Origin of the sequence: Halomonas alkaliantarctica, assembly GCF_029854215.1 — a bacterium.
Taxonomy (GTDB): domain Bacteria; phylum Pseudomonadota; class Gammaproteobacteria; order Pseudomonadales; family Halomonadaceae; genus Vreelandella; species Vreelandella alkaliantarctica_A.
On the sequence record NZ_CP122961.1, the window covers coordinates 3,491,433 to 3,515,658 of the forward strand.

Here is a 24,226-nt window from a genome sequence, read left to right on the forward strand (position 1 = left end):
TTATTTTCTATACAAATATTATACAGCAATATATGATTAGTCTCTGTTACATAATAAAGCGCCTAAACGGCGCCTGAGGGAGCACTCCATGTCTTTTTTTAACGCCCGTTCCGGCAACACCAAAATAAGCACACGCTTAGCGCTCGGCTTTTCCACTCTTTTGGGCTTGCTAATTATTTTAACAGTCGTGGGTATTTACCAAGTCAATCAAATTGACCGAGACCTAGCGACGATCAACGACGTCAACGGAACCAAACAGCGTTTTGCGGTGGATTGGCGAGGCAGCGTGCATGATCGTGCTATCGTTCTTCGCGATATTGTCATCACAGAAGGCAGTAACAATCTCCCCTCACTTGAAGGAGAAATGGAACGCCTAGGTGACGCTTACCGCTCGGCTACAACAGGTATGCAGCAAGTGACCAGCGAACACGCTGGCACTGCTCAAGAGCAGAGCATCATTAACAGCATTACCGAACAAGAAGAGCTAACACGAGGACTGACCGAGCAGGTAATAGCAGCTCGCCAGGCAGGTGAGTATGCCAATGCCCAAACGCTGTTACTGGAACAAGCGGGCCCAGCTTACGCCGAGTGGCTTAATCGCATTAACCAGTTTATCAATCTCCAACAGCAGTTGAACGACGCCACCACAGCGACAGCCCGCGATACCGCTTCCGGCTTTCAAATGCAGATGTTGGGTCTGACACTGTTTGCGTTACTGGTAGGTGGATTGATCGCGGTGTTCTTATCCCGCCAACTACTACGCGAACTGGGTGCTGAACCGCACGAAGTCAAAGCGTTTGCTGAAGCCATTGGTCGTGGCGAGTTAACCAGCCAGAGGCAGCTAAAGAAAGGCGACACCCGCAGCATTATGGCGTCTCAGGTCGCGATGGCGCATCAGCTACAAACGATTGTGACCCAGGTGCGTGCTTCTGCAGAGGCGGTTGCAAGCAATAGCGAACAAATTGCTGAAGGCAATAACGACCTCTCTTCACGTACTGAGCAGCAGGCCAGCGCGCTAGCGGAGACGGCCTCTGCAATGGAGCAGCTCAACAGCACGGTAAAACTCAACGCTGAAAATTCTGAGCAGGCCAGCCAGGAAGCTTCAAGTGCATCAAGCACCGCCAAGCAAGGTGGCGAAGCGGTCAATCAAGTCGTTGCCACAATGAATGATCTTAATAAGAGCTCTCAGGAAATTGCCGGCATTATCTCTACTATTGATGCAATTGCCTTCCAAACCAATATTCTAGCGCTTAATGCTTCGGTTGAAGCAGCCCGCGCTGGCGAGCACGGCCGTGGTTTTGCAGTAGTCGCAGAGGAAGTGCGTCGATTAGCCCAGCGCAGCGCCGACGCTGCGCGAGAAATAAATGCCCTGATTTCCAGCAATCTTGAGCGTGTTAACCACGGCAATGAGCGCGCAGAAGAAGCCAGCAAATCGACTGAACAGATCGTTGCGGCTATCGAGCGTGTGACTAGCATTATGCAGGAGATCAGTCACGCCAGCGCAGAGCAGAGCACCGGTGTCCAAGAAGTGGGTCGAGCAGTGACCGAGATGGATCAGGTCACCCAACAGAACGCTGCCCTTGTACACGAAAGTGCTACCGCAGCTAACAATTTACGTCAAAACGCTCACTCGCTACTGAATGCCATGGAAGTCTTTAAATTGCCGAATACACTACAAAACGCACAGCCATCGCATACCGCCTTGGCACCTGCGCGTAGTCATTCTACCAACACGCACGCTTTGCCCGCCGCAAAACGTCAGCAGGCAGCACCGGAGTGGGAAAGTTTTTAAATTAAAAATGGTTTTTCGATTAACTGTTTTGAGGGATACGGCTCCTAACCCTTTAGGGCCGTTCTTAATAGCCCTCTCCCAGAGATAACGATGAAGCCCACTCAAAGTCTATTTAAGATGTTCTTGCTACCGATCTTAATGGTAGCGCTTCCCGCACTGTTACTCATGACGATTGCCATGGAAATGCGGGTGAAGCAGTCGCTCGACAAGTTAGACACTATCGCTCAGGTTGCAACAATGTGGCTGGTAATTGGTGTCATGGGTGGGCTGATCGGAGCTGCTTTCTTTTTCGTCTGGCATAGCAATAAGCGTTTAATGATCATCGGAGACGCTATTTTATCGCTCGCCGATAGTCAGCAAAAACTGTCCACTTTCCAGGCGATTGAGCAGATGAGTCGTCAGCGCCGCGGATCTTTAAAGCGCATCGCCATGGCACTTATGACGTTTAAAGATGCAGAAAAGCAACGCCGGGAAGCCGAGGGTAAGGTACACAGATTGTTGTATTACGACCCCCTGACCAAGCTACCCAACTGGCAATTGATGAGAGAGCATCTTCAACATTCGCTTGATAAAAGCCACCAAACAGACACCTACGGTGCGCTGATCTATATAGACGTTGACGATTTTAAACGTATCAACAACAGCTGGGGCCACCGTATGGGCGACAACCTACTCCAGCAGATTGCCGGGCGCCTTACTGGCTTGAAGGTAGAAGGCACCACCATTGGCCGCTTAGGCAGCGATGAGTTCATGGTGATCATCGATGGCTTAGCCAACGAACAGCTAAAAGCGGCCGAGGAAGTTGAGCTATTTGCCGAACAGTTACAGCAAGCGCTAAACCCTTGCTATCGTATGGAAAATAAGAAGCACTTCCTCAGTGTGAGTTTGGGAATCGCGCTGTTTCATGGCGCTCAAGAGAGCGTTGATAGCCTCTTTCAATATTCTAACGCGGCCGTTCATCTTGCCAAACTAACGAGCCCCAACGGGTTACGTTTTTACGATCCGGCAGTGCAAGCCGAACTAGAAGCCAGAACCTCACTAGAGCACGACCTTCGCTTGGCCATCGAGCGACAAGAGTTTGTATTAGTTTACCAATCACAAGTGGATAGCCTTGGACGAACTATTGGCGCTGAGGCATTGATTCGCTGGGAACATCCTCGGAACGGGTTTGTATCGCCGGGTACCTTTATCCCCTTGGCTGAGGAAACGGGCCTAATCGTCCCCATTGGCAACTGGGTATTAGAAGCGGCCTGCGAGCAGTTGGTCGCCTGGGCCAACGACGAGCACACGAAGCACCTCACATTAGCCGTTAACGTCAGCGCCATACAGTTTCAACAGCCCGATTTCGTGGACACCGTGTGCGCCATGCTAACCAAAAGCGGTGCCTCGGCACATCGCCTAAAGCTGGAGCTGACCGAAAGCACAATGATCGGCAAAGTAGATAACATCATTGCCCGCATGCATCAGCTCAAAGCGCTGGGTGTTAGCTTTTCGTTAGACGATTTCGGTACTGGCTACTCGTCGCTGCAGTACCTCAAACGACTCCCCTTAGATCAAATTAAAATCGACCAGTCGTTCGTATGCAAACTCCATAGAGACACAGACGATAAAGCCATCGTGCAAACCATTATTGCCATGGGGCATTCGCTCGGATTACAGGTTATTGCCGAAGGTGTAGAAAACCTAGAACACTGGCGCTACCTAAACGAGCACCAGTGTCATGCCTACCAAGGGTATTACTTTTGCAAACCGGTATCGGCTACCGAGATGGTACTGCGCAGTTTGGCCCCACCACGCATGCTCACCTAATACAGAGGTAGGGCCCGTTATGAAACAGTGCTCGGCTTACTCGCCGGGCTGCCAGCCGTTGACGATCGGATAGCGGCGATCGCGACCAAAGCCACGGGGAGTAACGCGAACACCAATGGGCGCCTGACGTCGCTTATACTCGCAGCGGTCGACAAGCTTCACTACTTTATAGACGTCTTCAGCGTCAAAACCGGCGGCAATGATCGCTTCAGCGCTCATGTCACCTTCGATATAGCTTAATAAGATAGCGTCGAGAATATCGTAATCGGGCAAAGAGTCGCTATCCTGCTGATCCGGCGCCAGCTCGGCACTGGGTGGGCGCTCAATCACCCGCTCGGGGATAGCGGGTGATTGCGTATTGCGCCAGCGGGCCAGGCGATATACCCAGGTTTTATAGACGTCTTTAATCGCATTAAAACCGCCCACCATATCGCCATACAGCGTGGCGTAGCCCACCGCCATTTCGCTCTTATTACCGGTAGTTAGTACCATCAAGCCTTTTTTATTGGAGATTGCCATCAGCAGCACACCGCGACAGCGCGACTGCAGATTCTCTTCGGTAGTATCTCGCTCTGTTCCCGCGAAGCTCTCCGCCAGCGTGCCCATAAAGGCCTCGACCATGGGCTCAATCGGCATGATCTCGTAGTGCACACCGAGCATATTGGCCTGCTCGGCTGCGTCCTGCTTAGAGATATCCGCAGTGTAGTGGTAGGGCATCATCACCGCCTGCACCCGTTGGGGCCCCAGCGCATCAACGGCAATGGCCAGCGAAAGCGCTGAATCGATTCCCCCAGAAAGCCCCAGCACCACACCCTCAAAGCCGCTCTTGTTGACGTAGTCGCGCAGCCCGGTGACTAACGCGCAATAAAGGCTCTCTTCAGGTTCTACCTCTGGGTCAATCTCGCCGGGCTGGGGCTCCCAAATAGTGGCGCTGGTTTGCAAAAACTGAATCGGCATCAGGCCCGCCTGCCAGTACGGCGCCAGCACCTGTAACTGCCCCTTGGCGCTAACGCAGCAAGAGCCACCATCAAACACCAGCTCGTCCTGACCACCAATAGTGTTCACATACACTATTGGACGGTTAACGTCTTGGGCGTGCATCTGCATTAGACGCAGCCGCTCGTTAGGCTTGTCCTGATGATAGGGCGAGGCGTTCAAGGTGATCAGCATCTCAGCGCCTGCTTCGGTTGCGGCTCTAACCGGTGCGCCATCCCACAGGTCTTCGCAAATCAAGATACCCAGCTTGGCGCCTTTATGCTCATACACCAGCGTTTCAGTGCCGGGCGTGAAGTAGCGCTGCTCATCAAACACTTGGTAGTTAGGCAGCGCCTGCTTGGCGTACTCGGCCTCCCACTGCCCGTTGTAAAGCAGACCCGCCAAATTGTAGCAGCGGCCTTCGCGCACACCGGGGTAGCCAATAATCACCAGCACATCACTAGCGACCTTCGATGCCATTAGCGCGCGGGCTTCACGCAAGCGGGTTTCCATTGAGGGACGTAGCAGCAGATCTTCCGGCGGGTAGCCCGACAAAAAAAGCTCTGGAAAGACAACAATATCCGCCCCATGCTCAATCCGCGCTTCGCGCACGGCTTCAATCGCGCGTGCGGCATTGCCGGGAATATCCCCGACCAGAGGATCGAGTTGGGCCATCACCAGCGTTAAGTCTTGCATGGGCGTCAAAATCTCTTGAGAATCTTAAAATAGGGTTACACCGACAGGGTTACACCGACATAGTCGTATTGTCCCGCAAGGGCCGCCAACTGGCAAAGGCTGCGGGTCTATCCTAACGCCTTGTGCCTAGATTCCCACTTCGGGAGACACAAAAGGATGAACCTCTTGATCATTCGGCTGATTATTTTCGCCGTTATATTTTATGCCGGTTTAAAACTCTACGGCATTTACCGGCAACGTAAGCTTGAGCATGAAGCGCAGCATAAAAAAGTCAACCGCCAGGAGGGTGGCAAAATGGTGCGCTGCCGCTGGTGTGAAGTACACGTTCCTGAAGACGAAGCACTGCGTGACCAGGAACAGTGGTTCTGTTCTAGCGCCCATCGAGACCGTTTTCTGCAAGAGCAGCAGGATAAAGGCGGAACACCTTAAGCTGGGATTAATCGCGCTGGCGTAGGCTGGTAAGGCGCAGAGTCAATCAGTGGCTCGCGACCCAACAGCTGATCCGCTAGTAAATGGGTCGAGGCAGGCGCCAACACCAAGCCGTTGCGATAGTGCCCGGCATTGATGTAGACATTAGGCCATTCAGGCAGCGCGCCAATAAAGGGGATGCCCGCTGGAGATCCTGGTCGCAGCCCGGCCCATTGGTGCGCTACTGGGCACGTTGCCAAAGCGGGCAGGATGGCTTCAGCGCTCTGCTTTAGCGACGCCAAAGCCGCCTCATCGGTGCTCTTATCAAAGCCCACCTCTTCCAGCGTAGAGCCGACCAACAGCAGGCCATCTGCACGCGGAATAATATAGCGACCATCCTTTAACACCACGCGCTGCACCAACCCTCTGGGTGCTTGGTAAGCGATCATCTGCCCTTTAACGGGCCTTACCGGCAGTTGCACATTCAGCTGCGACAAGAGCTGTGCGGCCCAGGCCCCGCCGCAAACAATAATGCGCTCAGCCGTTAACGGCCCTTGCGACGTCACTACCCCTTCCACTTGGCTACCGCGCTGGATAAAACCACTGACTTCGCAATGCTCTTTCAGCTTTACCTGGGGCATCGCGGCTAACCGCGCTTTCAACGCTTTGGCTAAACGCGGATTGCGCACGCTGCCCAGCGTTGGCATCCATAGCGCGCTATCGTCAGCCATCGCCACACCAGGCTCTTTAGCGTGGACAAAGTCTGCCCCTACCCGCTCTAGCGGCTTACCCAACTGGCGTGCCCATTGCAGTGCTTTTTCGGCGTCATCTACATTTAGGTAGAGCAACCCCTTTTGGCGATACTCTGGGTCAATGCCGGTCTCTTCCAACAAACGCAGGGCCAAAGAAGGATAAACGCCTTCCGACCAGCGGGAGAGTTGTGTCACCGCGGCGTCGTAACGCCAGGGGTAGAGCGGCGAAACGATACCGCCCCCCGCCCATGACGCCTCTTTACCGCACTCCCCACGATCAACCAGTGTGACCCGCTGACCGGCATCGGCTAGCTGCAGCGCCGTCATCATTCCGATTACGCCGCCGCCAATAATTAAGAAATCGCTCACAACATTGTCCGTTTTGGCTTACATAAAAAAAGCGTAGCGCCGCCTAGTATGACCTATTAATTGCGATGTGTTCGCTGCAAAGGTTTGTACGAAAAGTCGGCTAGCGAGCATAGCGCGGACAGTAACCAGGTCAAGTGAGGAGAGGCGATGAGTAGTTCTCACGTCAAGACGCACACCACACCTGAAAGTGGATTCACGCTGCTTGAGCTACTGATCACACTGCTGTTGGTGGGCATCATCGCCGCCTGGGGTCTGCCCAGTTTTCAAGCATTGGGGGAGCGTACCGCGCAGACTAGCGAGGTCAATCGATTCCAGAGCGCGTTTTCATTAGCGCGCAATACGGCGATTAGCCAACGTCGCCAGTTGACGCTTTGCCCAGCCTCCGAAAACCGCCAGGCCTGCGCTAATAACTGGAGTAGAGAGCTAATGATCGTGCGGGGGGATAAAACCGATAGCATCACTGAAGACGACATTCTGCGTATTGTACCCGCACAACAAGGTACGCAGGTGGCCTACAGCCGTGGCTGGTCGCGAATCCGTTACAGCCCTTTAGGCTATACCAGCGGTTACAACGGCAGTTTTACTATTTGTTCAAGCAGCGGCGCCAAAGGTAAGAAGCTGGTACTGAGCCAATTGGGCCGCCTTAGGATTGCTGAAGCGCCTATCGATTGCTAGGCGCTCCACGCGACTGAGCTTTTACCCGGCAATACCGTCTAGATAGCGCTCTGCATCCAGCGCGGCCATGCAGCCACTGCCCGCCGAGGTAATCGCTTGACGATAAATGTGATCCATCACATCGCCGCAAGCAAACACGCCCGGCACGCTGGTCGCGGTTGCATTGCCTTCCAGGCCAGAATGCACCTTGATGTAGCCGCCGTTCATGGTCAACTGACCTTCAAAAATGCCGGTGTTGGGGCTATGGCCAATGGCGATAAACAAACCAGGCGCATGAATCTCTTTGCTTGAACCATCTTTAGTGGATTTAACCCGCACTCCCGTAACGCCGGAGTTATCACCGAGCACTTCCTCGACTTCCTGGAACCACTCAAGGGCGATCTTGCCTGCCTCGGCTTTCTCAAACAGCTTATCTTGGAGAATTTTTTCCGCCCGCAGGGTGTCCCGACGGTGTACCAGGGTCACTTTGGAGGCGATGTTAGAGAGATAGAGCGCCTCTTCCACGGCGGTATTACCCCCGCCCACCACAATGACTTCCTGATTGCGGTAGAAAAAGCCGTCGCAGGTGGCACAGGCCGAAACCCCTTGCCCCATAAACTGCTGTTCGGTAGGCAGCCCCAAGTAACGTGCGCTAGCACCCGTCGCTACAATTAGTGCATCGCAGGTATAAACACCGCTATCACCCTTTAAGGTGAAGGGTTTTTCACCTAGGCTGACCTCATTGATATGATCAAACAGCACTTCGGTATTGAAACGTTCAGCGTGCTGCTTCATGCGCTCCATTAACTCCGGGCCTTGAACCCCTTGAGCGTCACCCGGCCAGTTATCCACATCGGTTGTGGTGGTCAATTGGCCACCCGCCTGAATACCGGTAATCAGCAGCGGCTTCAGGTTTGCCCGTGCGGCATATACAGCCGCCGTATAGCCCGCAGGGCCGGATCCAAGAATAATCAAACGCTCATGACGAGTTTCCATGACACCACCTTGTAAATATCTGACTGATAGCTTTGCCGATAGCTGTGTTAAGAGCTTTATAAAAAATTAGCCACAGAGTCTGCCTGAAATGGTGCCAAGTACAAGCTATTGCAAGGTTTCGTCTACGCTATTAGGCGAAGAAACCTTGAAAGCCCCTGTGCAAAGACCCATGTGTTATTACTAAATCAACGCCATACTAGGGAAATCCATAAAAGAAAGATCGTGACCGTCACGCTGAGCGCAGCGCTCAGCAACATGAGGAGAGAGATATGAGCAAGATACCCGATACGCTAAGCACCCTAGAGGTGGGCAGTAAAACGTATCACTACTACAGCCTGCCCCATGCGGCCGACACCCTGGGCAGCATTGACCGCCTTCCCAAGACGCTCAAGATTCTACTCGAAAACCAGCTGCGCTTCGCCGATGACGAAAGCGTTGATCAAGAAGATATGCAGGCCCTGGTCGACTGGCAGACCGAGGGCAAATCCAGCCGAGAAATTGGCTATCGCCCGGCACGGGTACTCATGCAGGACTTTACCGGCGTGCCCGGCGTGGTGGATTTGGCCTCCATGCGTGCCGCGGTTGAAAGCCTGGGCGAAGACCCGGCGAAGATCAATCCGCTATCACCTGTCGATCTCGTTATTGACCACTCGGTAATGGTCGATAAATTCGGCAATCCTGCCGCGTTCCAAGAGAACGTCGATATCGAAATGCAGCGCAACCGCGAGCGCTATGAGTTTCTACGCTGGGGCCAGCAGGCGTTTGACAACTTTAGCGTCGTGCCCCCTGGCACCGGTATCTGCCACCAGGTCAACCTGGAGTACCTAGGCAGAACGGTATGGATCAAGGACGAAGACGGCAAAACCTTTGCCTACCCCGACACCCTCGTCGGCACCGACTCCCATACCACCATGATCAACGGCCTGGGCGTACTTGGCTGGGGCGTGGGCGGTATTGAAGCCGAAGCAGCCATGCTTGGCCAACCGGTTTCAATGCTAATCCCCGAAGTGATTGGTTTCAAACTCACCGGCAAGCTACGCGAAGGTATTACTGCCACTGACTTGGTACTCACCGTTACCGAAATGCTGCGTAAAAAAGGCGTAGTGGGTAAATTTGTCGAGTTCTACGGCGATGGGTTGAAAGACCTGCCGCTGGCGGATCGTGCCACGATCGCCAATATGGCCCCTGAGTACGGTGCTACCTGTGGTTTCTTCCCGGTGGATGAAGAAACCCTGAACTATATGCGCCTAACGGGGCGTGAGGATGAACAAGTCGCGCTAGTGGAAGCTTACAGCAAGGCCCAAGGGCTATGGCGTGAACCTAATGACGAGCCGATTTTCACCGACGCCCTAGCACTGGACATGACCGAGGTAGAGGCCAGCCTGGCCGGCCCCAAACGTCCCCAAGACCGCGTGGCGCTGAAAGACATGGCGGCGGCCTTTGACAAGTTCATGCAGGAAGACGTCAACGCGGATGCCAGTGCAAAAGGGAAACTCTCCTCTGAAGGTGGCCAAACCGCTGTAGGGGCGGAACGTAGCTTCGAGCATGACACCAGCCAAGCCGTTAAGCTTGATGATCATGATTTCAGCCTCGATCCCGGCGCGGTGGTGATTGCGGCGATTACCTCGTGCACCAACACCTCTAACCCCAGCGTGATGATGGCCGCCGGGTTGCTGGCCCGTAAAGCGCGTGAAAAGGGATTAACCACGAAGCCCTGGGTGAAAACGTCACTAGCACCGGGTTCCAAAGTGGTCACCGATTATCTGGAAGCCGCTGAATTAAACGACGACTTGGATGCACTCGGCTTCAACCTGGTCGGCTACGGCTGCACCACCTGTATCGGCAACTCCGGCCCCCTGCCCGATGAGATCGAAAAAGCGATCAACAGCGGCGACCTCGCCGTGGCGTCGGTGCTCTCCGGTAACCGTAACTTTGAAGGCCGCGTACACCCGTTGGTCAAAACCAACTGGCTGGCTTCACCGCCTCTGGTGGTGGCTTATGCCCTGGCGGGTAACGTCCAGCTTGACCTTACCCAGGAGCCGCTTGGCAAAGACAGTAACGGCGACCCGGTCTACCTCAAAGATATCTGGCCCAGCCAGGCCGAGATTGCCAGCGCAGTTGAGCAGGTCAACACCGCCATGTTCCGTAAAGAGTACGGCGCGGTGTTTGAGGGTGACGACGTCTGGAAAGCCATCGACGTCTCAGAAAGCAAGGTCTACCAGTGGCCTGAATCCACCTACATTCAGCACCCGCCCTTCTTCGAAGGCATGGGCCGCGAGCCGGATGCCATTGAAGATGTGCACAGTGCCCGTGTACTTGCCATGCTGGGTGATTCGGTGACCACCGACCATATCTCCCCTGCCGGTGCCATCAAGCCTGACAGCCCTGCCGGTCACTATCTGCAAGAACACGGCGTCAAGCCGGTCGACTTCAACTCCTACGGCTCACGCCGGGGTAACCATGAAGTCATGATGCGCGGCACCTTCGCCAACGTGCGGATCAAAAATGAGATGCTCGATGGTGTGGTTGGCGGTGAAACGCGCCACGTACCCAGCGGTGAGCAGATGGCCATTTACGATGCGGCCATGAAGTACAAAGAGGAAGGCAAACCGTTGGTCGTCATCGCCGGTAAAGAGTACGGCACCGGCTCTTCAAGGGATTGGGCGGCCAAAGGCACCCGTTTGCTGGGCGTTCGCGCGGTGATCGCCGAATCCTTCGAGCGTATTCACCGCTCTAACCTGATCGGCATGGGCGTTGTACCGCTGCAGTTTGCCGAAGGCGAAAGCCGTAAAACGCTGGAATTAACCGGGGATGAAGAGATTTCGATTGCCGGTTTAAGCGACCTGACGCCGGGTGGTACGGTCAAAGTCGTGATCAAAAATGCCGAAGGGGAACGTAGCGTTGATGCCAAGTGCCGAATTGATACGGTAAACGAGCTGGCTTACTACCGTCACGGTGGTATCCTTCACTACGTGCTGCGCAAGATGATCGGCGCAGCCTAAAGGGTAAAACCTACCAATGCTTGCATGCCCCCACCTCGGTGGGGGCTTTTTTTTAGCCAAACGCTTAAAAAGCGCGGCGACGATACGTGCGGTAATCCGGTGTCCAGGACGCTTGTTCGATTAGCTCACGCAGCGTTGTGCCACTGGTTTTTAACGCTACACCGTTCTGCTGTGCCTGGGCAGCGACTTCAAAGGCAATCGACTTACTGATATCGCGAATACGCGAAAGCGGCGGCAGCAAAGCACCTTTGCCCTCTTTAACCAGCGGCGCTTCACGAGCCAGCGCCCGCGAGGCGCTCATAAGCATCTCGTCGGTAACTCGATTGGCACTGGCAGCAATCACGCCCAAACCTATGCCTGGGAAGATATAAGCATTGTTGCACTGGGCAATCGGATAAGTACGGCCATTGTAAACCACCGGCGCAAAGGGGCTGCCGGTGGCTACCAAGGCTTGTCCATCGGTCCAGCGAATAACATCCTCTGGTACGGCCTCTGCCTGGGAAGTAGGGTTAGATAGCGGCATGATGACCGGGTGTTCACAGCCCGCATGCATGGTGCGCACTACCTGCTCGGTAAAGATACCGCGCTGGCCGCAAACGCCGATCAATACCGTCGGTTTGATCTGCGCAATCGTCTCTTCCAGACCCTGACCATTCCACCCGGCGACTAGCGAAGGGTCGTGGGCTAAACGTCGCTGGAAGTCGCGCTGCCACTCCTGATCGCTGGTCATCAAGCCATCACGATCAACAACGAAAATGCGCGCCCGAGCTTCACTTTCGGTCAAGCCTTCGGCTTCCATGGCAACGACCACCTGCTCGGCAATCCCACAGCCCGCCGAACCGCCACCGACAAACACGACACGCTGCTGGGCAATGGTTTCATCCCGGGCCTGACAAGCGGCCATCAATGTGCCGACCACCACAGAGGCGGTGCCCTGCACATCGTCATTGAAGCAGCAAAGCTCGTTGCGGTAGCGCTCTAGCAGCGGCACCGCATTGGCCTGGGCAAAGTCCTCAAACTGCAGCAGTACGTTCGGCCAGCGGCGCTTCACAGCGGCAATAAACTCCGCCATGAAAGCATCGTACTCTTCCTGCCCTACCCGCTCATGGCGCCACCCCATGTACATGGGGTCATCCAGCAGCGCTTTGTTGTTAGTGCCCACATCAATCATGATCGGCAGTGTGTAAGCGGGGCTAATGCCGCCACAGGCGGTATACAGCGCCAGTTTACCAATCGGGATGCCCATGCCACCGATCCCCTGGTCACCCAAGCCTAGTATGCGCTCACCATCCGTCACCACGATCACTTTGACGTTATCTTTGGTGGCGCTGCGCAGAATGTCATCCATATGTTCGCGGTCAGGATAGCTAATGAACAGGCCGCGGTGGTTACGGTAAATATTGGAAAATTCCTGACACGCCTGCCCTACCGTTGGGGTATAAATAATCGGCAGCATCTCTTCAAGGTGCTGGGATACGAGCCGGAAATAGAGCGTTTCGTTGTCATCTTGAATGGCGCGAAGATGTATATGCTTCTCAAGACTGCTATGGCATTGCTGGTACTGGCGATAGGCACGCTCTAGCTGATCTTCAATGGTTTCCACCTTTTGCGGCAGCAAACCAATCAGGTTAAACGCCAAGCGCTCCTGCTGAGTAAACGCGCTGCCTTTGTTCAATAGCGGCATTTCGAGCAAAGAAGGACCGGCGTAAGGAAGGTATAGGGGGCGTCTACTCTGGGTAGTCATAAGCACTCTCTTTTTTATATCAATCACTGCTGCAATGCAGCAATATCGGGCGTTCGCGGCGTTTGAGCGTAATGTAACATGCTCCTGCGACAAAGGTGGAAGCGCGCAACCATGTCGATAAAAAAACGCCTCGGTTTAGTCGTCCTAAACCGAGGCGTAATGACGCTATTCGCTATTCCGCAAACAACGCTATTAATGATGTCTTAGCACGTTTTAGCGGTGGGTTTGCGGCCCTCTACGCCAGCGAAGAAAAACGGCCGTAGCTTAACGCCGACCATGTTGCCCGCAAACGCCGCTACCAGCCATACCCAACCGTGGAGGCTGCCAGACGCAATACCGCTGAAATAAGCGCCAATGTTGCAGCCATACGCTAAGCGAGCGCCATAACCTAGCAAGATGCCACCGATGACCGCGGCCAAGATAGACTTCAGCGGAATCCTAAAGTTAGGCGCAAAGCGCCCCGCCAAGCTGGCGGCAGCCAGTGCCCCGAGCATAATGCCCACGTTCATGACGGTAGTGATATCACTCCAAACGCTGGCTTCAAGGGCCGCTGTATTGCCAGGAGACTGCCAATAACCCCACTGGCTGACATCGCCGCCCACCAGCTCAAAGCTTTTAGCCCCCCACAGCGCAAACGCAGAGGTAATTCCCCACGGGCGCCCTGCCAGTGCCAAGGTGGCAAAGTTCAGCAGCGCTAGCGCGACGGCACCAGCAATCAAAGGCCAAGGCCCCGTCAGCCAACGCTCATAGCCATGCTTATCGACCATGGGCGCCTGCTCTAACTGACCATGGCGGCGCTTCTCCATCACCCAGGTGAAAGCAGCAATTGCAGCAAACAGCACGAGACTAATCGATATGCCACCACTAACCCCGGCAACGTTAACCAGCGATACCGGTTGAAAGGCCGGTAAGCTCTGCCACCAGGCAAAATGCGCGGTGCCAATCACCGAGCCGACAATAAAGAACACCAGAGTAATCAGCATGCGTGCGTTACCACCGCCCGCGGTGAAAAGCGTGCCAGAGGCACAGCCGCCGCCCAACTGCATGCCCACCCCGAACAGGAACGCCCCTACCAACACAGAGATACCAATGGGAGCAACGAAGCCGCGCACCTCGGTACCAAACAGGCTACCTGCGCCCAGCGCCGGGAAAAACAGCACCACGGCAATCGCCAGCATCACCATTTGTGCCCGCAAGCCACGTCCCCGCCTTTCAGTAATAAACACGCGCCAAGCCGAGGTAAAACCAAACGCGGCGTGATACAGCACCATGCCAAACAGCCCGCCGACAATCATTAGCAGACCAATGTTGGCGTCAAAGACAACCCCAATAAGCAATGCTCCCAGCACAATCGCCGCTGTGGCTATCATCGGCACGCGGTAGCTCTGCGGCGACGCAGCAGCAGCCGTTGTAGACATACACTCACCTTTTTCAATGCTAAAAGCGCCTGCTAATAAACAGACGCTCTCAGACAGTATGGATTAATGGCTATAAGCTTAACGCTGCTCTCATAGAGCGTAAAACTATTTATAAACCGTTTGATATTACGTTTTTATCTAGCTATGGCACGTCTTCCTCACGGGTGACGTAAAGACGATTAATCAATACAAATGCCACGACGGTCAGCGGTGCGGCCAATAGCAAACCCGCTACACCAAATAGGGTACTTGCCGCAAACAGCGAAAATAATAGCATCGCAGGGGGTAGGCTGACTGCACGCTGCTGTACCAGCGGCTGTAAAATATTGCCCTCTATTTGTTGAATAACCGTATATGCAATCAGTACAAACAACGTGGTTTGAGGACTCACGGTGAAGGCAAGCAACAGCGCCGGGATAGCAGCGATAAGAGGCCCTACTAACGGTACAAAATCCATTAGCCCTGCAATTAGCCCCAAGGCAATTGGCGCTGGCACCCCTAACAACCACATGCTTACCCCAACTAACAAACCGGTAATCACCATAGCCACCAACTGCCCGCCAAGCCAAAAACGCAGCGCCTTGCCGCTCTCATCGAGGGCCTCAGCCAAACGTGGCCGACTTTTAATCGGTGCAAGTAGTAATAACCCACGGCGATAAACACCGGGCTGGGCAGCAAAATAAACCATGCCGACAATGAGCGCGAAGAAGCTGACAACACTGCCTCCCATCGAGACCACAACCATGCCAACCTGAGAAATACCGTTTTCTAAAACGCCACCTGCCCGATCAGCGGCATCATTAATCAATGGTGCTAACTGCGTACCTTCAAGCCGCTGCTGTAGCTGTTCCCACGCGTCAGGTAACAGAGCCATCAGTGATTCCAGCTCAGAAGACACCTGCGCGCCAAATGCCCAGCTAATTAAGCCCAGCGCCAGGGTTAGCGTAATAATCACCGTCGTCAGCGCAAGCCAACTGGGTGCCCCTAGCCGCAAAAGCGGCATCATACACGTTTGCAATATACAGGCGCCCACCACCGCGCCAAAAATCAAGATAAGTAGGCCAACCAGCTTCCAAAGTATTAACGCGACGACCGCCAGCGTTAATGCAATCAAAGCACACTCCGTAAACGTCTGATGCCGATACCTTGATCGCATACAATATCCCTTTGTAGATGCCTTGATACCGCCAAGCTATTGTCAAAATGAGGAAGATGCTTGACCTGTGAGAGGCACTATAGAACATCAGTTGTGATAGCGAGCCAGTTTCGAGGCTGCGATTGGTTTGATCTAAATGAAAATCTTCGCAGGGAACTTTCACATTGCAGCATTTTGTGTTGTGGAAGGTATGCACGCCCTCGAAGGGCACGATGATAGGCGGCTTTCCGTCGCCCGGCGCAAGGGCGATATCGTGACGCTAGCGGTGGAAGCGAGGCGGGCAAGGCTCAAGCAGCACCTCCTTAGTGAGAGTAGCTCAGCGGATCGCTCTTCATCGCTATCAGACCATTGGCTATAACTCCCCCTGCTACTGCGATAAAGCCAAATCCTAAGGTTTTTGCACCAAGTCTGTATATTTGACAAATAGAGTAAAGAGCGAATAGGAGGCGCTCAAGATAACCAAGGTCCAGCTTGTCCATAACGCCCACCCAACAAAACTAATCGTGCTTACTGATAAAGGCTTTCCAAATACTCAGCAGATTGTTTAGGTGGTTCGGGTAGCAAAATGCGCCATTCCCCCTCATATTTAGCCAAACTATCCTCAAGCGCTTCTTTCTCGCCATTTCCAGTAAGATAATCGTAGTTTATTCTGGCACGGCTTTCGTCCAAAAAAACGACCGACTTAATATCAAGATTTTCTAAACGCGCTGACTCAATCAGCACCGGTAAAACGCTCACCATAGCGTTATCAAGGCGAGCAGATATCTCAATACCCGTTAACTCATGAGCTTTGTCGTCTGGGACACCTTCAAAAAACACCTCCACAATTGGGTGCTGTTCACTACGCGGATTGCTCTTTGCCTCAATAAGTACAGGGAGAGTATATTCTTCGTAGTCATTCAAATGTTTCGGGTGGACAAACGTAGCTGCCCTATGAAAGTCTGAATTTGAATACGCTTCCAGATATTCGAAAAACAACTCAACCACTTCGTCTTTCTCGCCCTCATTTTCGGCCACAGCTACCGAAAAGCTAGTCAGCATAACTGTAGAAAGCATAAGATATCTGATGATCTTTATCATTCTTGAGCCTATCTAAATGATTAATTATGGGGTTCCGGATGGTGGAAGCGCCTATGACATTATCCTCGGCTAACAGCTAGGCGCGAGAATACGTCTCAACTGCTTCTTCACAACGTTAAGGTGACTTGAGCGCTAAGCAGATAGGATTGATTTTGTTCGCCTCGGAGGAAGAGGACACCATCGCTCACACCGTTGGAATCACGACCGCCACGACAACCCAAATAGGCACTAGGCCCAAGAAACTGCCGATCCCCACCAAAAAAACGGCTAATCCAGCGATAGTGACCCAAGTGCTGCCTTTCCCTGTCACCTTATCGACATGTGTAAGATGAGCGACCAAATCGACCTGCTGATCTTCATTGTGTGAGCCTTCATGGTGGCATTGTGGGCAAGTAAACGAATGCCCCTCTTTGAGCGTGGTGACCTGCTTCCCCTTAGTTGCCCATGAATGGCTACACTGGCCACAGGTCACGATGGCCAGCGCATCAAAAGGCCAACGTTCTTTTTTTCGTCACGTCGTTCATAACGTCATCCTTGTCGTTGACCATTGGTGATTATGCCCGCTCCGCCTTTGCCCGGAACGGAAACGACGGATAGGGAGCTTGTTCGGCAGATGGGGCCGCTACCCCAAAGCGTTTTTCGATATCGCCCATCTCCACAAACTTTTCGCCACGTTGGTAAGCGGCGCGCAGGTGTTCGCTGAGTTCGTTAACAACTGCCGACGGCTTGGCCCACTGGGCCAGCGCCCCTGGCAGGCCACCTACGCTGACCATAATGCCAGCACCCGGCAGCGTGCAACCAGGTCGCTGAGGGTCCGGCGGCAACAGTCCAAAGTTGTAGCCAAAGCCGGTGACTGCCCCAGGCCCCAAGTTGGGATTAAAACCGCATACCGAGACGACATCTTCCCAGGGCACAATGATGGCTGGCTTTCCTCCGCCTGGAGCAAAAGCCACCTCACGACGCTGGCGGTGGAAACGAGTGGGGACAGCCTCACGGAACTTAAAGTGGTAGTGGGCTTTGATTACTAGGGCTAATGTAAGGAATATCGCCCCCCCATAGCCCCATTCCGAGAGTAATGTCGAAGAAGGCCATAAACTCACTGGCAAAAGAGAGTTCTCCGTTAGAAGTTAGCCAACCGAGTACCAAAGGAGTAAGCACAACAATCCACAGAGAACTAATAAAGGCCCCCCCTAGTACCACTTGCCATGTAAAGGGTGAAGGGAGACTGCCGCCAAAATCCAGATAAGCATCGTTTACTTCCCCAATCGCCTGGTTAAAATCCAGGGGGGCTGTTCCCGTGGGTAAGGGAGTCGGCGACAGGTAAATAACCTTGCCACCTGGGAAGGGCTCGATATCACCGGCCCGGTGGGGCTAGAGGATATCCGGGCGCGGCGAGTCTGGTGTCTTCTGGCTCATAACTGACATCCTTGTCGCGTTAACATGATCATGCTTTGAGCCCCTGCCACCGGTAGGGCGACATCGGGTGCTGCATATATGGGGCTAGGTATGGATTGTCTCGGCGTCTTCCCCACCCTGGTTAAATACCCTATGTAACTTGGCTCGCCCCAGGTAATTGATCATCGGCAATGCCAGCAGGCTCGAAGGGGCAGTGGGTAAGGCGCCGATAGCGAGGAGTACCATAGCGGGGATGGACCACTTCTTTTGGCCAGGCTTGTAAGCATAAGATATCAATGCGAGTCCTAAGAGGACGGAGGCCACACAGCCCAGCAGATAGGGGTAGAGAAATCCGACATTATTGTGAGTGGTATATAGCAACCCACCGCCGGCAACCAAAACAACATAAAGAAGAACACAAGCTACGCCGGTATCCGGACTGACCTCCTGTTGGTGGATGCCCCGCTCCTTCAGAAAGTCAAACAAAGGGGTTTGGAGCACCCCCGCATGCTTCGTGTGGACGATGCCTTCCTTCGCACTCATCCCAAACAGCTGCTTGTTGCTGGCATTTCGAATTTCACCAATACCGGCCTTGCTGGGATCATCGGTCTTTCGTCCATTCTTTGTTCTGAGTATTAGCTTTAGAGAGTCGTCATGGCTCACTAGCCGGTCATACAGCGATTGGATAAACTCAATGTCAAAAGACTTCTTAAAACTTAATGGAAACACGCAAACGCCCCTTAAAATGGTGCCGAGCACCTAACTGTCGATTGAATAGATAGCTTTCAGTTATGTGGCTGATTTCAGACTTATCGTCAGATCCGGCTGATTATCGAATAGCATTTTTAGTAAAGAAAAAGCCAACAGCCCGACGGGCATATAAAGCATAAAGCCGATTCCGCCGAATGAGAGGGAGACGATAAGTCCTACGATGATGTAGGGCACCATAAAGACAAACATTGCCTTTCCGAATTGCTCTTTTTTCTTCATTGTGATCGTTAGACGATCCTTGTCTTCGGTTTCGATCAATAGATCGCTTTCACAATGCGGGCAAGTGGCCGTATCGGCTTTCAAAAGCCCATTAATCCACTGCGACTCCTCGCAAAAACAAGAGCCACATGCGGGGCATTCAAAATCAATACTTTCAATTAATGCTTTATCTTGCTTTTCAATAGGTTCTTTTTCATTCACTGCTTTAGCTCTCCTCTGCTGGGTTATTGATTCATTACTGTCGAGCATGCTCTCGGCCTGACATGCCTATTACTTCAAGCTGAAAGTGTCGTTTCTTCTAGTTAGCCCTTGGCGAAGCTGTAGTGGGTGTGTTCACCCAGGCTGGTGAGTATTTAATTGGGCAGCAGCGCTCTGAAAGGCAGTCGCTGCCTTCCGAAGCGGATAAATGGATGTTTGTCTTATTAGCGCTTAGCGCGGGTTATCGTCGCTCTGCTGCTGATCCGTTGAATCCACTGACGGTGTCGCTTCCGACCGGTCAAGGAATTTACCGGCCTTCCAGGGAAAGTGGCCAAAGGCATTGACGTTTTCGGGTTCGCCCTTACGGGTTTCGCGGAAGTTGGGCACAGAGAGCTCCATCAGGTCTGAGCGGCCGCCCCAGTGGGTAGCATCCACCTCGGCGCGGTGCGCCTCACGCAGCACCTTGAGCTTTTCCTCGCTGCTATTGGCATATAAATCGCGCCAGTAAGTCGCGAGGCGGCCGCGTTTACCCTCTTCGTCGTAAGCCTTGGTGGTCGGGTCTAGGTGACGGAAGGGTTCTAATTCGGGTACGTCCGGCAGTGGCTGAGAGACATCCATATAGCGCTGCAGCATATCCCAGGCGGCGTATAGCTGGGCGATACTGCCATCCACGGCAAAGCTAAATTCCAGTGGGTTATTAGTAAGCGGGTCAGGGCTACGATGAGGGTAGCGGTGGATTACTTTGAACGAGTGAAACTGTGACCCTTGGGTGCCTACCCGCATTTCGATATAAGCATCGAACTCATAGAAGGGGAAGTCACCTCGAGAGGTCATGACCATGCCAGTGCGTCGACAAAAAGCATAATCATCTGACCAATTGCGATTGCCTTTGTAGAATTTTAACTCATACTTTTCCCAAAGCTTAAGAAGAAGAGTCGCGCCTCCACAAAAGGCCGATACTATGGCAAGAGGAATAAAAGCTTGTAACAAAGTATCGGCCGCAAAGATAAAAAGTATTGTGCAAAATGCCATTATTCCCGTGAACATACCCCCCCCCACACACCACCACCCGTTCGAATAAAGCTAAAACCATGGGAGTAGATAACAAAGATAAAGCGTAACAGGCGATAAAGAATGCCTATATTTTCATCAACCCGCTTTGACCAGCGCCTCTCATTGATCATGGTGTAGTCATGATAGTCGCCACCGATATATTTATAATCCCGAAACCAGCTTTCCGAGTATTGATAAGTAGTGGGGTTTACCCCCAGATAACTGCCCCAAGGCAAGCGGGTTTCGAGGATGCACCCGCGCAGCATTTCGTTTTTGGGTGCATAGCTCTGATCGGGAATGGCGTCGGCTCGAAAGGCGGTCTCGGCATAATGTTCATGCTGCTGTTCCGTCTGGTTCATACTCCCGCTCCTTGCTTGTTCCATACCCGCTTAGGCCACGCTACCGCCAGGGAAGGCCACCCGCGGCCTTCCAGAAGAATGGATTGATGACGACTTATCTTGGCCGTTACTGGTTGTCAGGTTTGTTCTGCTGGGATGCAGCTTTTGCTTCAGCGCGCTCGACAAAGCGGTCGGTTTTATTGGGGAAGCGGCCGTAGGCGTTCACGTCTTCGGGCTCAGCGGTGTAGCTGTCGCCATAGCCGGGCACGGATTGGGCCATCAGGTCCGGGCGGCTACCCCAAGGCGCGGCGGCGACAACCTTTCGGTGCTCCTCGCGCCATTGTTTCAGTTCCTTCTCGCTGGCCTTGGCGTAGAGATCCCGCCAGTAGGTGGCTGAAAGGCCGCGCTTACCCGCCTCATCGAAGGCCTTGGTCGTGGGGTCGAGGTGACGGAACGGCTCCAACCGAGGGATATCAGGCAGTGGCTGGCTGACATCCATGTAGCGGCCCAGCATGTCCCACATGGCATAGCGCTCGGCGATACTGCCGGTATCGGTGGGGAAGGTGAACTCCATCGGCAAGCCACTGTGCTTGTCCTTGCTAAACTGGGGATAGCGATGACGCACCTTGAGGGTGTGACGTTGACTGCCCTTCATATCCGCGGCCATCTCGATAAAAGCGTCGAATTCGTAGAAGGGAAAATCCCCCTGAAAGCTTTTGACAAGACCCGAACGACGACAGAAAGCAACATCATCCGACCAGTTCTGGTTACTCTTGTAGAAACGAATACTATGTTTCTCAAACAGGGTTTTAAATACAGTCGCCACACCACACACACCTACCGTAATAGCTAGAGGCGTTAGCGCAGCCAAGATAGTATCTGCGGCAAACAAAAACAAAATCGTGCAGACTGCAACTATACTAGTGAAAAACCACCCCCCCCCTTACCCCCACCCGATGCAATAAAACTAAATCCATGACTAATAACGACAAACCAAAAGCGAAAAAAACGATAGACTAGGCTGATGTCTTCATCGACGAACTTTGACCAACGCAACTCGTTTATATGATTAAAGTCATGGAAATCATGCTCGCCCATATACTCGTAGTCACGATACCATCCTCCAGAATATTCATATTCAAATTCCGATGGATTAATGCCTACATAGTGACCCCAAGGTAGACGGGCGACGTCAAAGTTACTGCCCAATTTCCCCCAAACGCTTTTTTCAGGCGGTGGCGCTTGGCGGGGAATGGCGTCGGCCCGAAAGGCGGTCTCGGCATAGTGATCTTGTGGCTGTTCCGTCGAACTCATACTACGGCTCCTTGTTTGTTCCATGCCCGTTTAGCCACACTACCGCCAGGGAAGGCCATCAGCGGCCTTCCAGAAGCAAGTCTTGATAACGCTGTTGTGGTGTCGTTAATCGCTATCGCGTTTGTTTTGCGGGAAAGCGTCGTTTGCTTCAGCGCGCTCGACAAAACGGTCCGACTTGCTGGGAAAGCGGCCGTAGGCGTTAACGTCTTCGGGTTCTGCGGTATAGCTGTCGCCATAGCCGGGCACGGATTGGGCCATCAGGTCCGGGCGGCTACCCCAAGGCGCGGCGTCGACAACCTGTCGGTGCTCCTCGCGCCATTGTTTCAGTTCCTGCTCGCTGGCTTTGGCGTAGAGATCGCGCCAGTAGGTCGCCGGGCGGCCGCGCTTACCCGCCTCATCGAAGGCCTTGGTGGTGGGGTCAAGATGCCGAAACGGCTCTAAGCGAGGAATATCCGGCAGCGGCTGGCTGACATCCATATAGCGGCCCAGCATGTCCCACATGGCATAGCGCTCGGCGATACTGCCGGTATCGGTGGGGAAGGTGAACTCCATCGGCAAGCCACTGTGCTTGTCCTTGCTAAACTGGGGATAGCGATGACGCACCTTGAGGGTGTGACGCTGATTGCCCTTCATGTCTGCGGCCATCTCGATAAAGGCATCGAACTCGTAGAAAGGAAAATTGCCCTGAAAGCTCTTGACCAGGCCCGAACGACGACAGAAAGCAACATCATCCGACCAGTTCTGGTTACTCTTGTAGAAACGAATACTATGTTTCTCAAACAAAGTTTTAAATACAGTCGCCACCCCACACAAACCTACCGTAATAGCTAGAGGAGTTAGCGCAGCCAAGATAGTATCTGCGGCAAACAAAAACAAAATCGTACAGACTGCAACTATACTAGTAAAAAACCACCCCCCTCCCTTCCCCCCGCCTGGGCCAATAAAGCTAAGAAGGTGCGTCCAGAAAACAAACCAGAAGCGAAAAAAGCGGTAGATCAGGCTTATATCTTCATCGACGAACTTCGACCACCGCAATTCGTTAATATGATTAAAGCCATGGAAATCCTGCTCTCCCATATACTCGAAGTCACGATACCAACCTCCGGAATATTCATATTCAAATTCCGATGGATTAATGCCTACATAGTTTCCCCAAGGCAGGCGGGCAATATCGAAGTTACTGCCCAGCTTCCCCCATATACTCTTTTCTGGCGGTGGTGCCTGGCGGGGAATGGCGTCGGCCCGAAAGGCGGTCTCGGCATAATGTTCATGCTGCTGTTCCGTCTGGTTCATACTCCCGCTCCTTGCTTGTTCCATACCCGCTTAGGCCACGCTACCGCCAGGGAAGGCCACCCGCGGCCTTCCAGAAGAATGGATTGATGACGACTTATCTTGGCCGTTACTGGTTGTCAGGTTTGTTCTGCTGGGATGCATCTTTTGCTTCAGCGCGCTCGACAAAACGGTCCGCCTTGTTGGGGAAGCGGCCGTAGGCGTTAACGTCTTCGGGTTCTGCGGTGTAGCTGTCGCCATAGCCGGGCACGGATTGGGCCATCAGGTCCGGGCGGCTACCCCAAGGCGCGGCGTCGACAACCTGTCGGTGCTCTCCGTGTAGCTGCTTAAGCTCTTTCTCGCTGGCCTTTGCGTAGAGGTCGTGCCAGTAAGTGGCCGGGCGACCGCGCTTACCCGCCTCATCGAAGGCCTTGGTCGTGGGATCAAGATGGCGGAACGGCTCCAGGCGAGGAATGTCCGGCAGCGGCTGGCTGACATCCATATAGCGGCCCAGCATGTCCCACATGGCATACAGCTGGGCAATTCTCCCGTCGGCCGGGAAACTATAATCAAGCGGCAGATTGTTTCGAGGGTCTTTGCTGTGCTGAGGGTAGCGATGACGCACTTTAAGGCTATGGAGCTGGTTACCTTTCATATCGGCGCTCATTTCGATAAAGGCATCGAATTCATAGAATGGAAAGTTACCTTGGAAAGACTTCACCATACCCGTGCGCCGACAAAAAGCGATATCGTCTGACCAGTTCTTATTGCTTTTGTAAAAGCGGATGCTGTATTTCTCGTAAAGTCTTCGAAGTATG

22 protein-coding genes are annotated in these 24,226 nt (G+C 53.4%); 6 read left to right on the forward strand and 16 right to left on the reverse strand.

Features of this window, described 5'->3' with window-relative positions:
- Positions 1–88 precede the first annotated feature (88 nt).
- Entirely contained in the window at positions 89–1,792 is a 1,704-nt protein-coding gene (locus tag QEN58_RS16075) for a methyl-accepting chemotaxis protein (protein WP_280104603.1), read from the forward strand.
- A gap of 90 nt (positions 1,793–1,882) precedes the next feature.
- Positions 1,883–3,601, forward strand: coding sequence for a putative bifunctional diguanylate cyclase/phosphodiesterase (locus QEN58_RS16080; protein WP_280104604.1), 1,719 nt, complete (start codon positions 1,883–1,885; stop codon positions 3,599–3,601).
- 36 nt (positions 3,602–3,637) lie between these two features.
- Here QEN58_RS16080 and QEN58_RS16085 read toward each other — a convergent pair whose 3' ends face one another.
- Positions 3,638–5,272 (reverse strand): NAD+ synthase, encoded by a 1,635-nt coding sequence (locus tag QEN58_RS16085; RefSeq protein ID WP_280104605.1) that lies wholly within the window; start codon positions 5,270–5,272, stop codon positions 3,638–3,640.
- A 156-nt stretch (positions 5,273–5,428) separates the two neighbouring features.
- Here QEN58_RS16085 and QEN58_RS16090 point away from each other — a divergent pair, with 156 nt between their 5' ends.
- Positions 5,429–5,701 carry a PP0621 family protein gene (locus QEN58_RS16090; RefSeq protein WP_280104606.1) on the forward strand — a complete coding sequence of 91 codons (273 nt, stop codon included), beginning with the start codon at positions 5,429–5,431 and terminating at the stop codon, positions 5,699–5,701.
- Here the strand turns inward: QEN58_RS16090 and thiO are convergent.
- Positions 5,698–6,801 carry a glycine oxidase ThiO gene (gene thiO / locus QEN58_RS16095; RefSeq protein ID WP_280104607.1) on the reverse strand — a complete coding sequence of 368 codons (1,104 nt, stop codon included), beginning with the start codon at positions 6,799–6,801 and terminating at the stop codon, positions 5,698–5,700. The two genes, QEN58_RS16090 and thiO, sit on opposite strands and share 4 nt — an antisense overlap.
- Positions 6,802–6,948: 147 nt before the next feature.
- Between thiO and QEN58_RS16100 the strand changes: the two genes are divergently transcribed.
- Positions 6,949–7,476, forward strand: a complete 528-nt coding sequence (locus QEN58_RS16100) for a GspH/FimT family pseudopilin (protein ID WP_280104608.1) — start codon at positions 6,949–6,951, stop codon at positions 7,474–7,476.
- Positions 7,477–7,497: 21 nt separating this feature from the next.
- Here the strand turns inward: QEN58_RS16100 and trxB are convergent, their stop codons facing one another.
- Complete coding sequence (trxB, locus tag QEN58_RS16105; protein WP_280104609.1) at positions 7,498–8,451, reverse strand: thioredoxin-disulfide reductase; 954 nt, start codon at positions 8,449–8,451, stop codon at positions 7,498–7,500.
- Positions 8,452–8,720: 269 nt separating this feature from the next.
- Between trxB and acnA the strand changes: the two genes are divergently transcribed.
- Positions 8,721–11,453 (forward strand): aconitate hydratase AcnA, encoded by a 2,733-nt coding sequence (gene acnA / locus QEN58_RS16110; RefSeq protein WP_280104610.1) that lies wholly within the window; start codon positions 8,721–8,723, stop codon positions 11,451–11,453.
- Positions 11,454–11,517: 64 nt separating this feature from the next.
- Here acnA and QEN58_RS16115 read toward each other — a convergent pair whose 3' ends face one another.
- The 3 genes from QEN58_RS16115 to QEN58_RS16125 all read right to left on the reverse strand — a co-directional run bounded on the left by QEN58_RS16115 (position 11,518) and on the right by QEN58_RS16125 (position 15,729).
- Positions 11,518–13,197 carry an NAD-dependent malic enzyme gene (locus QEN58_RS16115; RefSeq protein WP_280104611.1) on the reverse strand — a complete coding sequence of 560 codons (1,680 nt, stop codon included), beginning with the start codon at positions 13,195–13,197 and terminating at the stop codon, positions 11,518–11,520.
- A 203-nt stretch (positions 13,198–13,400) separates the two neighbouring features.
- Positions 13,401–14,615, reverse strand: a complete 1,215-nt coding sequence (locus QEN58_RS16120; RefSeq protein WP_280104612.1) for a YeeE/YedE family protein — start codon at positions 14,613–14,615, stop codon at positions 13,401–13,403.
- A 142-nt stretch (positions 14,616–14,757) separates the two neighbouring features.
- Positions 14,758–15,729, reverse strand: coding sequence for an AI-2E family transporter (locus QEN58_RS16125; protein ID WP_280104613.1), 972 nt, complete (start codon positions 15,727–15,729; stop codon positions 14,758–14,760).
- Positions 15,730–15,961: 232 nt separating this feature from the next.
- Here QEN58_RS16125 and QEN58_RS16130 point away from each other — a divergent pair, with 232 nt between their 5' ends.
- A complete protein-coding gene (locus QEN58_RS16130; protein WP_280104614.1) occupies positions 15,962–16,129 on the forward strand; it encodes a hypothetical protein in 168 nt (55 codons plus the stop codon).
- Positions 16,130–16,278: 149 nt separating this feature from the next.
- On the opposite strand, the gene QEN58_RS16135 is transcribed toward QEN58_RS16130, so the two are convergent.
- The 10 genes from QEN58_RS16135 to QEN58_RS16180 all read right to left on the reverse strand — a co-directional run bounded on the left by QEN58_RS16135 (position 16,279) and on the right by QEN58_RS16180 (position 24,132).
- Complete coding sequence (locus QEN58_RS16135; protein WP_280104615.1) at positions 16,279–16,851, reverse strand: hypothetical protein; 573 nt, start codon at positions 16,849–16,851, stop codon at positions 16,279–16,281.
- Between the two features lie 554 nt (positions 16,852–17,405).
- Complete coding sequence (locus QEN58_RS16140; protein WP_280106954.1) at positions 17,406–17,951, reverse strand: hypothetical protein; 546 nt, start codon at positions 17,949–17,951, stop codon at positions 17,406–17,408.
- A 400-nt stretch (positions 17,952–18,351) separates the two neighbouring features.
- Positions 18,352–18,975 carry a hypothetical protein gene (locus tag QEN58_RS16145; protein ID WP_280104616.1) on the reverse strand — a complete coding sequence of 208 codons (624 nt, stop codon included), beginning with the start codon at positions 18,973–18,975 and terminating at the stop codon, positions 18,352–18,354.
- Between the two features lie 60 nt (positions 18,976–19,035).
- Positions 19,036–19,485, reverse strand: a complete 450-nt coding sequence (locus QEN58_RS16150) for an FmdB family zinc ribbon protein (RefSeq protein ID WP_280104617.1) — start codon at positions 19,483–19,485, stop codon at positions 19,036–19,038.
- A gap of 180 nt (positions 19,486–19,665) precedes the next feature.
- A complete protein-coding gene (locus QEN58_RS16155; protein WP_280104618.1) occupies positions 19,666–20,268 on the reverse strand; it encodes a hypothetical protein in 603 nt (200 codons plus the stop codon).
- Between the two features lie 197 nt (positions 20,269–20,465).
- Positions 20,466–20,846, reverse strand: coding sequence for a hypothetical protein (locus QEN58_RS16160; RefSeq protein ID WP_280104619.1), 381 nt, complete (start codon positions 20,844–20,846; stop codon positions 20,466–20,468).
- A 106-nt stretch (positions 20,847–20,952) separates the two neighbouring features.
- Entirely contained in the window at positions 20,953–21,651 is a 699-nt protein-coding gene (locus tag QEN58_RS16165) for a hypothetical protein (RefSeq protein WP_280104620.1), read from the reverse strand.
- A gap of 89 nt (positions 21,652–21,740) precedes the next feature.
- On the reverse strand, positions 21,741–22,139 hold the full coding sequence (locus QEN58_RS16170; RefSeq protein WP_280104621.1) for a hypothetical protein: 399 nt from the start codon (positions 22,137–22,139) through the stop codon (positions 21,741–21,743).
- Between the two features lie 105 nt (positions 22,140–22,244).
- Positions 22,245–23,432: a hypothetical protein gene (locus tag QEN58_RS16175; RefSeq protein ID WP_280104622.1), complete on the reverse strand. Its 1,188-nt coding sequence runs from the start codon at positions 23,430–23,432 to the stop codon at positions 22,245–22,247.
- A gap of 106 nt (positions 23,433–23,538) precedes the next feature.
- On the reverse strand, positions 23,539–24,132 hold the full coding sequence (locus QEN58_RS16180) for a hypothetical protein (protein WP_280104623.1): 594 nt from the start codon (positions 24,130–24,132) through the stop codon (positions 23,539–23,541).
- Positions 24,133–24,226: the final 94 nt, after the last annotated feature.

What these genes read in the sequence shown, in the direction of transcription:
- QEN58_RS16075 (WP_280104603.1), top strand. Translation starts at nt 89, where the DNA reads ATGTCTTTTTTTAACGCCCGTTCCGGCAACACCAAAATAAGCACACGC.
- QEN58_RS16080 (WP_280104604.1), top strand. Translation starts at nt 1,883, where the DNA reads ATGAAGCCCACTCAAAGTCTATTTAAGATGTTCTTGCTACCGATCTTA.
- QEN58_RS16085 (WP_280104605.1), bottom strand. Translation starts at nt 5,272, where the DNA reads ATGCAAGACTTAACGCTGGTGATGGCCCAACTCGATCCTCTGGTCGGG.
- QEN58_RS16090 (WP_280104606.1), top strand. Translation starts at nt 5,429, where the DNA reads ATGAACCTCTTGATCATTCGGCTGATTATTTTCGCCGTTATATTTTAT.
- QEN58_RS16100 (WP_280104608.1), top strand. Translation starts at nt 6,949, where the DNA reads ATGAGTAGTTCTCACGTCAAGACGCACACCACACCTGAAAGTGGATTC.
- trxB (WP_280104609.1), bottom strand. Translation starts at nt 8,451, where the DNA reads ATGGAAACTCGTCATGAGCGTTTGATTATTCTTGGATCCGGCCCTGCG.
- acnA (WP_280104610.1), top strand. Translation starts at nt 8,721, where the DNA reads ATGAGCAAGATACCCGATACGCTAAGCACCCTAGAGGTGGGCAGTAAA.
- QEN58_RS16115 (WP_280104611.1), bottom strand. Translation starts at nt 13,197, where the DNA reads ATGACTACCCAGAGTAGACGCCCCCTATACCTTCCTTACGCCGGTCCT.
- QEN58_RS16120 (WP_280104612.1), bottom strand. Translation starts at nt 14,615, where the DNA reads ATGTCTACAACGGCTGCTGCTGCGTCGCCGCAGAGCTACCGCGTGCCG.
- QEN58_RS16130 (WP_280104614.1), top strand. Translation starts at nt 15,962, where the DNA reads ATGCACGCCCTCGAAGGGCACGATGATAGGCGGCTTTCCGTCGCCCGG.
- QEN58_RS16135 (WP_280104615.1), bottom strand. Translation starts at nt 16,851, where the DNA reads ATGATAAAGATCATCAGATATCTTATGCTTTCTACAGTTATGCTGACT.
- QEN58_RS16150 (WP_280104617.1), bottom strand. Translation starts at nt 19,485, where the DNA reads ATGCTCGACAGTAATGAATCAATAACCCAGCAGAGGAGAGCTAAAGCA.
- QEN58_RS16155 (WP_280104618.1), bottom strand. Translation starts at nt 20,268, where the DNA reads ATGACCTCTCGAGGTGACTTCCCCTTCTATGAGTTCGATGCTTATATC.
- QEN58_RS16160 (WP_280104619.1), bottom strand. Translation starts at nt 20,846, where the DNA reads ATGAACCAGACGGAACAGCAGCATGAACATTATGCCGAGACCGCCTTT.
- QEN58_RS16170 (WP_280104621.1), bottom strand. Translation starts at nt 22,139, where the DNA reads ATGAGTTCGACGGAACAGCCACAAGATCACTATGCCGAGACCGCCTTT.
- QEN58_RS16175 (WP_280104622.1), bottom strand. Translation starts at nt 23,432, where the DNA reads ATGAACCAGACGGAACAGCAGCATGAACATTATGCCGAGACCGCCTTT.
- QEN58_RS16180 (WP_280104623.1), bottom strand. Translation starts at nt 24,132, where the DNA reads ATGGTGAAGTCTTTCCAAGGTAACTTTCCATTCTATGAATTCGATGCC.